Genomic DNA, 10,524 nt, shown 5'->3' on the forward strand with positions numbered 1-10,524 from the left:
GAAAATCATAACCCCAGATATCATGCTTAAAGGTTTTTTTAATGTTCCCAACCCTGTAAACGAGCCGGTAAAAGCGTATGCTCCCGGAAGTCCGGAGAGAAAAGAATTACATGCTGCACTTGAAAAAGCTAGATCAGTGGAAGTAGATGTGCCTATGTACATTGGTTCAGAGGAAGTAAGAACTGGAAATAAACACCCAATGTCCCCTCCACATGACCATAAACACATTCTTGGTCATTTTCATGAGGGAGATGCAACGCATGTAGAGCAGGCTATCAATGCTGCACTAGGAGCAAAACATGCATGGGAAAACATGGCATGGGAGCAAAGAGCGGCTATTTTCTTAAAAGCTGCCGATCTTATTGCAGGCCCATATAGAGCGAAAATCAATGCCGCTACCATGCTAGGTCAATCCAAGAATGCGATGCAAGCTGAAATTGATGCAGCTTGTGAATTCATTGACTTCTTACGATTTAATGTGAAATATATGACTGAAATCTACGCCCAACAGCCTCCAGTTTCTGGAAATGGTGTTTGGAATAGATTGGAGCAAAGACCATTAGAAGGTTTTATTTTCGCATTAACTCCTTTTAATTTCACTGCTATTGCAGGAAATCTCCCCACTTCAGCTGCAATGATGGGGAATACAATCGTATGGAAGCCAGCCTATACACAGATTTATTCTGCAAATGTCTTGATGGAAGTGTTCAAAGAAGCCGGAGTTCCTGACGGAGTGATTAACCTGATCTATGTCAATGGACCTGTGGCCGGAGAAATTATTTTCAAGCATCCTGATTTCGCTGGTATTCACTTTACGGGTTCCACTGGTGTGTTCCAGCATATCTGGAAAGAAATTGGAGCCAACATCCATAAATTTAAGTCTTACCCTAGAATAGTAGGTGAGACTGGAGGAAAGGACTTTGTTATTGCCCATAAGTCTGCCAACCCTAAAGCTGTGGCAGTTGGTTTGGTTAGAGGAGCATTCGAATATCAAGGACAAAAATGTTCCGCTGCTTCAAGAGCTTATATCCCATCCAATCTTTGGGATGAAGTTAAAGGATATATGTTGGAAGATTTGGCAGATATGACCATGGGAGGTACAGAAGACTTCACCAATTTCATCAATGCTGTCATAGATGAAAAAGCTTTTGACAAAATCTCCAACTACATCGCGAATGCAAAAAAAGCAGATGGAGTAGAGATCATTGCTGGTGGTAACTTTGATAAATCTAAAGGATACTTCATTGAGCCAACCGTTATCTTAACTCAAGATCCTATGTACACGACAATGTGTGAAGAAATCTTTGGTCCTGTATTGACGATTTATGTTTATAATGCTGAGAACTTCGAAGAAACGCTAGAGTTGGTAGATCAAACCGGCCCTTACGCCTTAACAGGAGCGGTATTCTCTCAGGATCGTTATGCAATTGAGTTGGCAACCACCAAATTGAAAAATGCAGCAGGTAACTTCTACATAAATGACAAGCCGACAGGAGCAGTGGTAGGTCAGCAACCATTTGGCGGAAGCCGTGCATCAGGAACCAATGATAAAGCAGGTTCCATGATCAACTTGCTACGTTGGGTTTCTCCACGTACGATCAAAGAAACCTTTGTGTCACCAGAAGATTATAGATATCCTTTCTTAGGAGAGGATTAATCTTTTAGACCTTTAGGGTTTTGAATCCCCGAAGGTCTAGATCATATAATTTTAACTTGTCACCATGAGCGAAGTCGACGGGTATTCTTAAAGATTTTGATATTATAAAGTAGGCCTCGGATCATTTCCGAGGCTTTTCTTTTCGCAATAAAAAACGGCTGAGTTCCCCCAGCCGCATTTAAATCGCACTTCATACATCAAAAATCCTATATTCCTCAGGTATACATCGCTCCATTGACATGCAGCACTTGTCCTGAAATATACGTGCTCATATCAGAACCTAAGAATACACAAGCGTCTGCGATTTCTTCCGGTTTTCCACCACGCTTCATTGGGATAGCATCTCTCCAACCTTGTACCGTCTTCTCATCCAAAGCCTCCGTCATTTCAGTTTCTATAAATCCAGGAGCGATGGCATTGCAGCGGATGTTTCTAGAGCCTAATTCCAAAGCAACAGATTTGGTGAAACCAATGATTCCGGCTTTAGAAGCAGCATAGTTTGCCTGACCTGCATTTCCTTTGGCACCGACTACAGAAGTCATGTTGATGATTGATCCAGACTTTGCTTTCATCATGGTTCGAGTCACTGCTTTTACTGTATTGAAGCAGGATTTCAGATTCACATTCATGATTTCGTCCCATGACTCTTCAGTCATTCTCATCAAAAGATTATCTCTGGTGATTCCAGCATTGTTGATCAAAATATCCAATCCCCCAAAATCTGAAACCACATTATTAACTAATTCCTCAGCCGCTTTGAAGTCTGATGCATCGGAGCGATATCCTTTGGCCTTAACTCCAAAAGCTTCAAGCTCGCTGACCAGAGCTTGGCCTTTTTCTACACTGGATAAAAAAGTGAAGGCCACATTGGCGCCTTCCTGAGCATATTTGATGGCTATGGCTCTTCCGATTCCTTTAGAGGCACCGGTTATCAAAGCTATTTTTCCGGAAAGTAATCCCATTGATTCTAAAATTTTGTTTTGCCAAAATTAGAAAAAAACCGAAAGTTTCCGATCTGAAATGAAAAGGCTTTTGGATTTTACTTTTCTTCCATTGTATTTTCTTCGAAAAATCGATTTTGTAAAATAAAATTGAAGTATTATCAAATTTGGTAGAATTCTCTTTTTTCTAAATATATTTTTAGCACTTGCTTTGGAATCATTTACCTTTTTGGAGACTACAACAAATTTTTTTCTGAAGCCAAAAGGTCTATTTTTGCATAGATTCATTTCGTTATAAACCAATATTTAGATATGTCTTCAACCAAATTTGATTTGATTGTGTTGGGTAGCGGCCCAGGTGGTTATGTAGCTGCGATTCGTGCTTCCCAACTCGGTTTGAAAACTGCTATCATAGAAGCAGCAGAGCTGGGTGGTATTTGCCTTAACTGGGGCTGTATTCCAACTAAAGCCTTGTTGAAAAGTGCTCAAGTTTTTGAATACATCAATCATTCAGCTGATTATGGAATTTCGGTAAAAGAAGCTAAAGCTGATTTCGAAGGGATGGTAAAGCGAAGCAGAGGTGTGGCGGATGGAATGAGCAAAGGCGTTACTTTCTTAATGAAGAAAAATAAAATCGAAGTTATTTCTGGTTGGGGCAAAATCCAGGCAGGAAAGAAAGTAGAAGTCGCTGATAAGGATGGAAAGAAGACAATCTATTCTGCAGACAATATTATTATAGCCACGGGAGCCCGTTCCCGTGAGTTGCCATCTATGAAAATTGATGATAAAAAAATCATTGGATATAGAAAAGCAATGACCTTAGAGAAGCAACCGAAGAAAATGGTAGTCGTAGGTTCTGGAGCGATTGGAGTTGAGTTTGCCTATTTTTACGCTTCTATTGGGACAGAAGTAACCATTGTAGAATATTTGGATAGAATTGTTCCTGTTGAGGATGTAGAGGTTTCCAAAGCATTGGAGAAAATCTACAAGAAATCAGGTATGACTATTATGACTTCTTCCGAAGTGACGGCAGTCGATACCAAAGGCACGGGTTGCAAAGTGACAGTGAAAACTGCTAAAGGAGAAGAAACTTTAGAGTGTGATGTGGTTCTTTCAGCAGCAGGTGTGGTTTCAAACCTTGAAAATATTGGTTTAGAAGATGTTGGGATATTAGTAGATAAAGGCAAAATCAAGGTAGATGAATTTTACAAAACCAATATGCCAGGTTACTATGCAATTGGTGATGTGATTCCTGGTCCAGCGTTGGCACACGTAGCCTCAGCAGAAGGAATTATCTGTGTAGAAAAAATAGCGGGGCAATCTCCGGACCCATTAGATTATGGAAATATCCCCGGATGTACCTATTGTTCACCTGAAATCGCTTCTGTAGGGATGACTGAAGCAAAAGCTAAAGAAGCCGGGTATGAATTAAGAGTTGGTAAATTCCCATTCTCCGCATCTGGTAAGGCATCAGCTGCCGGAGCAAAAGACGGTTTTGTGAAGTTGGTATTTGATAAGAAATACGGAGAATTACTTGGTGCACATATGATCGGTGCAAATGTCACAGAAATGATTGCTGAGATTGTTGCGATCCGAAAGCTAGAAACCACTGGGCATGAATTGATAAAAACTGTTCACCCTCACCCAACCATGTCTGAAGCAGTAATGGAAGCAGCTGCTGCAGCCTATGATGAGGTGATTCACTTATAAATTCATACATTTTGAAATAAAAGGCACAAGACTGAAAACATTCGGTCTTGTGTTTTACTTTTAGGGGAAACCCAATGAAAACGACCAACTATTGGAGGAAGAACAAATAATTGCCGGACTTAGGGCAAAAGACAGGAAAACCACGGATTACTTGTATGAGAGGTATTCGAGGGCTTTGTTTGCTGTTATTTCCAGAATCGTTTACAATTCAGATATTGCAGAGGAGGTTTTTCATGATTCATTCGTAAAGATTACCAAGAAAATAGATACTTACGACGAGTCCAAAGGACGCTTATATACCTGGATGGCAAATATTTGTAGGAATTCTGCCATTGATAAACTAAGGTCCAAAGAAATTTCTCAATCCAGTAAGACCAACACAATCGATGACTTCGTATATGGGTTAGAAGGTAAATCTGGCACTGTAGAAAAGACTGACGCAATAGGAGTAAGAGAGTTGATGGATCAGCTCAATGAAGACCAACGTTTTATTATTGAGTATATTTATTTCAAAGGATATACGCATTCGGAACTTTCTGAGGAATTTGAAATTCCTCTTGGCACCATCAAGTCTCGAATTAGAGCTTCATTACAAGTTTTGAAAAAGAATTTAGACAGAATCTAGTGGATATTCAATCATACATAGCATCAGGCAAATTAGAGCTTTTCCTTCTTGGAGAGCTGAATGAGCGGGAGCGTGAGGAGGTTGTGGCCTTATCAAAGAAGTATCCTGAGATTCAGCAAGAGCTTAATGAACTGGAAAAGGCAATGTTTGCTTTTGATGAGCTAACAGGAAACAAGCCTTCAGCTAAATTGAAGGAGAAGATTTTCGATAGTCTTGAACCGGAATTCAAGAAAGTTGAAAATGTGAAAGCAGCGCCTTCCAATCAGGATTCTGAAGTCGTGAAACTTTCAACATGGAAACCATTCGCAGTTGCGGCTTCTTTGGTAGCATTAATTGCTTCTGTGGCTGCTATTTTCTATGCGAATAAGTTTTATGAAAGAGATCAGCAATTCACAGCCCTTTTGCAAGAGCAGAGTGTAATTGCTGATAATCTCAACCAAGTAAAACTGGAATTTGAAGAAAAAAATACACAGCTGGACAGGTTTGTTGCCGGTGATTTCAAACGGGTGGAAATGAAAGGTGAAAGCTTTGAGATGCAGAAAGATGCTAAAGTCGATGTATTTTGGGATCAAAGCGCAAAAGAAGTATTTGTGGCTGTAAATAATTTAAATTCACTCACCGATGAGTTTGATTACCAGCTATGGGCTATTGGTGACGATGGACCGATCGGTATTGGTCTCGTGAATCCCGGCGAAAAATTAACCTTACAACAAATGGATGCTGTGGCACAAGCAGGAGCATTCGCCATCACGATCGAACCAAAAGGCGGTTCTCAATCTCCAACCTTGGAAAAACTGGTGGTATTGGGAGAAGTGGCTTAATTATTTTACTTTGAGAATGAATCAATTTGAAATTAACCTGTTCTGAGAAGGACAGGCTTTTTCATTTTAGGAAATTTGAGTGATCTTTAAGCAGCTTTATACAACCTATGGAACTTCAACTTTCTACACCGGCCTTACTTTTTTCAGCCATCACATTATTGATGCTGGCATTTACCAATCGATTCTTGGCGATTGCCAGTTTGATTCGTGGACTTCATAAAAACTATATCAAAGCACCAGACCAAGAAATCATCGTGGAGCAAATTCATAATCTTCGGAGACGACTGACTCTGATCAAAAACATGCAGCTATTCGGAGTTTTTAGCTTTTTATTATGCATCATTTGTATGTATTTGCTCTTCCGAGGTTATACGATGGCAGCTAATTGGGTTTTTGTAGGAAGCATGGCATCACTGCTGGTTTCACTTTTGATTTCTTTGGTTGAAATTCAGATTTCCACAAAAGCCTTGAACCTAGAGTTAAAAGACATGGAAGAAATTTTTAACAAAAGAAGTAGTGGGCTTGATTTTATTTTCAAAAAAGAAGGTAAGAAGGATGAGAGTTAATATAGCTTGGGCATTCCTGTTCTTTGTTGGAATTAGCTCTTGTAATTCCCAATCTTCTACTGAAATCCAAGAAATTGAAACAAATGGGAAAAACTACATTGATTTAAATGGTGTAGGCAGTGCTTTGGATTTTTATACCTGGAGTTCAGACCGGATCCCAATGGTTTCTGCTCATCGGGGAGGGCCATATCCTGGCTATCCTGAAAATGCTATTGAAACTTTTGAACATGTGTTAAAATATACATCTGCAATCATCGAATTCGATGTGGCAATGACCAAAGACTCTGTTTTGGTATTAATGCATGATGACGAACTTGAAAGGACCACAACGGGTTCAGGAAAAGTTGCAGATGTTACCTTCGATTATATTCAATCCTTATTCTTAGAAGATGAAGATGGCAATAAAACCACATTCAGAATTCCTACTTTCAAAGAAGCCTTAATTTGGTCTAAAGGGAAAGCTTTGTTAACGGTAGATATCAAACGATCAGTTCCTTTTGAAAAGATTATTGAAGAAGTGAGAGAAACTGATTCACAAGAACATGCTGCTTTAATAACCTACACTTTTCCAGCTGCGAAAAAGATACATACTATGGCACCTGAGTTGATGTTGTCTATAACTATCCGAAACGATGAAGAAATTAAAAGATTGGAAGAAACAGGCATCCCTTGGACTAAGGTTATTGCATTCACAGGATTATCAGAAAGACCTTTGCAATTTAATCAGGCCCTTCATCAGCGAGGGGTATTCACTATTTTAGGAGTTTTAGGGAACTTGGACCAAAGTGCTGAGACCAGAGGAGATCAAATCTATGCAAGTTTTGTCCAAAATGGAGCTGATATTCTGGCTACAGACCGACCAATAGAAGCTGCTGCTGCCATTAAGACCCTACAACCATCAATAAGTTCTAAATCCAAATATTTCATACATGATAATTGACCTGAGAAGCGACACGATCACTCGACCTACAAAAGGGATGAAGGAAGCCATGTTTTCAGCACCCGTGGGAGATGATGTTTTTGGAGAAGATCCCACTATTTCAGCTTTGGAGGAAAAATTAGCTTCTCTTTTTGGAATGGAAGCTGGGATTTTCTGTCCATCGGGAACCATGACCAATCAAATTGCCATTCGCCTCCATACAAGGATCCAAACAGAAGTGATTTGTCATAAATACTCACATATCTACCTTTATGAAGGTGGAGGAATTATGGCGAACTCCTTAGCCTCTGTAAAGTTATTGGAAGGAGAATTAGGGAAGATAACCGCCTCTCAAGTTGTGGCTTCCATAAATCCAGACGATATCCATGCACCTGAGACAACAATGGTTTCTTTGGAAAATACAATGAATAAAGGCGGCGGAAGTATTTATCACTTGGAAGAAGTAATCCCCATTAAGGAAGTTTGTAAAGAAAATGGTTTGAAACTTCATCTGGACGGAGCAAGACTATTCAATGCATTAGTAGCTTCTGGGGAAAGCCCAAAAGACTGGGGGCCACAGTTTGACACCATTTCTATTTGCTTGAGTAAAGGATTAGGGTGCCCTGTGGGATCTGTCCTATTAGGATCGAAATCTGATATCAAAAGAGCCCGTAAGATCCGTAAAGTCATGGGAGGTGGCATGCGCCAGGCAGGTTTTCTAGCCGCAGCAGGTATCTATGCTTTAGATCATCAGGTAGAAAGGCTGAAAGAAGATCATGCCCGTGCAAGAGCATTAGGTGAAATGTTGTTGAAAGAGTCATTTGTTTCCGAAGTACTTCCGGTTGCTACGAATATTGCTATCGCACGATTAGATGGGATAACACCAGAGTTATTTTTGGAAAAACTGAAAGAGAAAGAAATAAAAGCAGTAAAGTTTGGGTCACACTTGGTGCGATTTGTGACCCATCATGATTTTGGAGATGATCAGCTGGAAGAGTTTGGAAAAAGGATTTCTGAATTATAAGCTTCAGACAGTTTTTGTCTTAAATAAAAGGGCCATGGAGCCCTTTTTCCTTTTCTCTGTATCTTGTATTTTGAATTTAGATTTTAAAGTATGAACAATACCCCTTTGGCAGAAAGAATGCGTCCGGCTCGATTGGAAGACCTGATTGGACAGAGTCATTTATCCGCTCCCAGTTCTTTTTTGTATAAGGCCGTCAAATCAGGAAATGTCCCTTCCATGATTCTTTGGGGACCTCCGGGTGTTGGGAAGACTACGATTGCAAATATCATCGCCAATGAGATTAAGGTTCCTTTTTATACCCTCTCGGCAATCAGCTCCGGGGTTAAGGATATTCGTGAGGTAATTCAAAAAGCAAAGTTTCAAACAGGAGTGGTACTTTTTATCGATGAGATTCACCGCTTCAATAAGTCCCAACAAGATGCCTTGCTTGGAGCCGTAGAAAAAGGAATTATCCGGCTGATAGGTGCCACCACCGAAAATCCATCTTTTGAAGTAAATGCTGCTCTGTTGTCCAGATGTCAGGTTTTTACTCTGAATTCTCTGGGTAAGGAAGAATTGCTCGAAATGATAAATCAGGCATTGGCACAGGATTCCGAATTGAAAAAGCTCTCAGTTGAAGTTAAAGAGAGTGATGCTTTGCTAAGGATTTCGGGAGGAGATGGTAGGAAGCTATTGAATTTACTTGAAATAGTACTGGGTGGATTAGAAGAGGAGCCAAAGGTGATCACAGATGAAAAGGTGATGAAGATTGCTCAGCAGAAAGTGGCGCTCTATGACAAGTCCGGTGAGCAGCATTACGATATCATTTCAGCTTTTATTAAATCCATTCGTGGCTCAGATCCGAATGCAGCCGTCTATTGGCTTGCCCGAATGATAGAAGGAGGGGAGGATGTAAAATTCATTGCCAGACGTTTGATTATCCTTGCCTCTGAGGATATAGGCAACGCAAACCCCAATGCCCTGCTATTGGCAACGAATTGCTTTGAAGCTGTGAAGATTATTGGTTACCCAGAAGCACGCATCATACTTTCTCAATGTGTTACTTATTTGGCCTCTTCGGCCAAAAGCAATGCAGCCTATCAGGCCATTTCAAAAGCACAATCTTTGGTCAAAGAAACGGGGGATTTATCAGTTCCGCTTCATTTAAGAAATGCACCCACCAAACTGATGAAAGACCTGAATTATGGTAAGGCCTATAAATACTCCCATGACTTCCCTGGGAATTTTGTAGCCCAGGAATTTTTGCCGGATGAAATCTCCGGAACCAAGCTCTATGATCCTGGGGAAAATGCCAGAGAAAATGAGCTTCGAAAAAACCTAAAAAGAAACTGGGGTGGGAAGTATGGTTATTGAAACGATAATCATTGGCAATCAAGACCTATGCTTACCCAAAAGCTATAATCCTTTGGGAGGCAAGTTGACATCGCTATGCTAAAATTATTAGCTCTTGAATGAGTTCCTTCTTGGTATAAAAAGGTTATTTAGACCTTTTTTAATTCATCCTTAAAACGATTATGACAAGTTATGGAGTCCCAATACTATCCGATTCACTTTTACTTCAAACTGACCATTTTTTAAAAAGAAAAGCTTGATCACTTTAAAGATCTATCACCGTGAACATAAACTCAGTATCTTCAGCTTTCCCATTATTACCTAAAATCAGAACTGTAAACCCATTTGCATCCTGAAGGCCGTAAGTCATGGTTTTCCCTTGTATATTTGTAAGTTGAATGATGTAATCACCATTAGATCTAGGAGTCGTAAATTGGATAGCATAAAGTCCTGGTTGAACACGTTGGCCGATACTGGCCCCAAAGATTTTTGCCGGAGTTCCATCTGCATTTACTTTACCAAATGCCTTAATAGGGCTTGAACTTGCTGAACTGTTATCAACCCAAGTATAATTCCCATTTCCATCTGTGGAAAGTACTTGTCCATTATTCCCTCCTGTGGGTAGTTCGATTTCGTTGGTAGGATCAGCATCTGCATCATTTACATTAAGAGTGGTTGTGTTTCCACCTGTAATCCCGATCACTCCTGGTTGGGTGTTACCAGGTATTAGTAATTGGATTTCATTGGTAGGATCAGCATCGGCATCATCTACATTGATTGTAATTGAATTTCCATTCGTAATTCCGATTTGTCCTGGCTGGGAAGGAGCTGTCAGTAATGCTTGAATTTCATTGGTGGCATCAAGGTCTCCATCGGCGGCGATGTGATTCGTGATCAATGTGTTGTTTGCCACTATGTTTCCTGTGTTA

At 40.2% G+C, this 10,524-nt stretch carries 10 protein-coding genes; 8 read left to right on the plus strand and 2 right to left on the minus strand.

The annotated features are described in order from the left end of the window. Positions 1-22 precede the first annotated feature (22 nt). A complete protein-coding gene (pruA, locus tag AAGF08_RS19650; protein WP_343513123.1) occupies positions 23-1,657 on the plus strand; it encodes an L-glutamate gamma-semialdehyde dehydrogenase in 1,635 nt (544 codons plus the stop codon). A gap of 215 nt (positions 1,658-1,872) precedes the next feature. On the opposite strand, the gene fabG is transcribed toward pruA, so the two are convergent. Further along, positions 1,873-2,619, minus strand: a complete 747-nt coding sequence (gene fabG / locus AAGF08_RS19655; RefSeq protein WP_343513124.1) for a 3-oxoacyl-[acyl-carrier-protein] reductase — start codon at positions 2,617-2,619, stop codon at positions 1,873-1,875. Between the two features lie 291 nt (positions 2,620-2,910). Here fabG and lpdA point away from each other — a divergent pair, with 291 nt between their 5' ends. The 7 genes from lpdA (at position 2,911) to AAGF08_RS19690 (ending at position 9,616) form a co-directional block, all read left to right on the plus strand. Further along, positions 2,911-4,308 (plus strand): dihydrolipoyl dehydrogenase, encoded by a 1,398-nt coding sequence (gene lpdA, locus AAGF08_RS19660; protein ID WP_343513125.1) that lies wholly within the window; start codon positions 2,911-2,913, stop codon positions 4,306-4,308. Positions 4,309-4,399: 91 nt separating this feature from the next. Further along, the gene (locus AAGF08_RS19665) at positions 4,400-4,933 is read left to right on the plus strand and encodes an RNA polymerase sigma factor (protein WP_343513126.1); all 534 of its coding nucleotides are present in this window, start codon (positions 4,400-4,402) and stop codon (positions 4,931-4,933) included. Further along, the gene (locus AAGF08_RS19670) at positions 4,933-5,754 is read left to right on the plus strand and encodes an anti-sigma factor (RefSeq protein ID WP_343513127.1); all 822 of its coding nucleotides are present in this window, start codon (positions 4,933-4,935) and stop codon (positions 5,752-5,754) included. Before AAGF08_RS19665 ends, AAGF08_RS19670 begins: the two co-directional genes overlap by 1 nt. A 107-nt stretch (positions 5,755-5,861) precedes the next feature. Next, positions 5,862-6,320 (plus strand): DUF2721 domain-containing protein, encoded by a 459-nt coding sequence (locus AAGF08_RS19675; RefSeq protein WP_343513129.1) that lies wholly within the window; start codon positions 5,862-5,864, stop codon positions 6,318-6,320. Then, positions 6,310-7,260, plus strand: a complete 951-nt coding sequence (locus AAGF08_RS19680) for a glycerophosphodiester phosphodiesterase family protein (RefSeq protein ID WP_343513130.1) — start codon at positions 6,310-6,312, stop codon at positions 7,258-7,260. The genes AAGF08_RS19675 and AAGF08_RS19680 overlap by 11 nt, the downstream gene beginning before the upstream one ends. Next, positions 7,250-8,263, plus strand: a complete 1,014-nt coding sequence (locus AAGF08_RS19685; RefSeq protein WP_343513131.1) for a GntG family PLP-dependent aldolase — start codon at positions 7,250-7,252, stop codon at positions 8,261-8,263. Before AAGF08_RS19680 ends, AAGF08_RS19685 begins: the two co-directional genes overlap by 11 nt. A gap of 90 nt (positions 8,264-8,353) precedes the next feature. Further along, complete coding sequence (locus tag AAGF08_RS19690) at positions 8,354-9,616, plus strand: replication-associated recombination protein A (RefSeq protein ID WP_343513133.1); 1,263 nt, start codon at positions 8,354-8,356, stop codon at positions 9,614-9,616. Between the two features lie 244 nt (positions 9,617-9,860). On the opposite strand, the gene AAGF08_RS19695 is transcribed toward AAGF08_RS19690, so the two are convergent. Continuing rightward, positions 9,861-10,524 (minus strand): hypothetical protein (locus AAGF08_RS19695; protein ID WP_343513135.1); only part of this gene is annotated, 664 nt, incomplete at its 5' end.

The sequence above is a fragment of the Algoriphagus sp. SE2 genome (assembly GCF_039563885.1).
Classification (GTDB): domain Bacteria; phylum Bacteroidota; class Bacteroidia; order Cytophagales; family Cyclobacteriaceae; genus Algoriphagus.

Bases quoted from the DNA above. Each gene is read 5' to 3' on its own strand.
- pruA (WP_343513123.1), top strand. From the start codon at position 23: ATGCTTAAAGGTTTTTTTAATGTTCCCAACCCTGTAAACGAGCCGGTA.
- fabG (WP_343513124.1), bottom strand. From the start codon at position 2,619: ATGGGATTACTTTCCGGAAAAATAGCTTTGATAACCGGTGCCTCTAAA.
- lpdA (WP_343513125.1), top strand. From the start codon at position 2,911: ATGTCTTCAACCAAATTTGATTTGATTGTGTTGGGTAGCGGCCCAGGT.
- AAGF08_RS19675 (WP_343513129.1), top strand. From the start codon at position 5,862: ATGGAACTTCAACTTTCTACACCGGCCTTACTTTTTTCAGCCATCACA.
- AAGF08_RS19680 (WP_343513130.1), top strand. From the start codon at position 6,310: ATGAGAGTTAATATAGCTTGGGCATTCCTGTTCTTTGTTGGAATTAGC.
- AAGF08_RS19685 (WP_343513131.1), top strand. From the start codon at position 7,250: ATGATAATTGACCTGAGAAGCGACACGATCACTCGACCTACAAAAGGG.
- AAGF08_RS19690 (WP_343513133.1), top strand. From the start codon at position 8,354: ATGAACAATACCCCTTTGGCAGAAAGAATGCGTCCGGCTCGATTGGAA.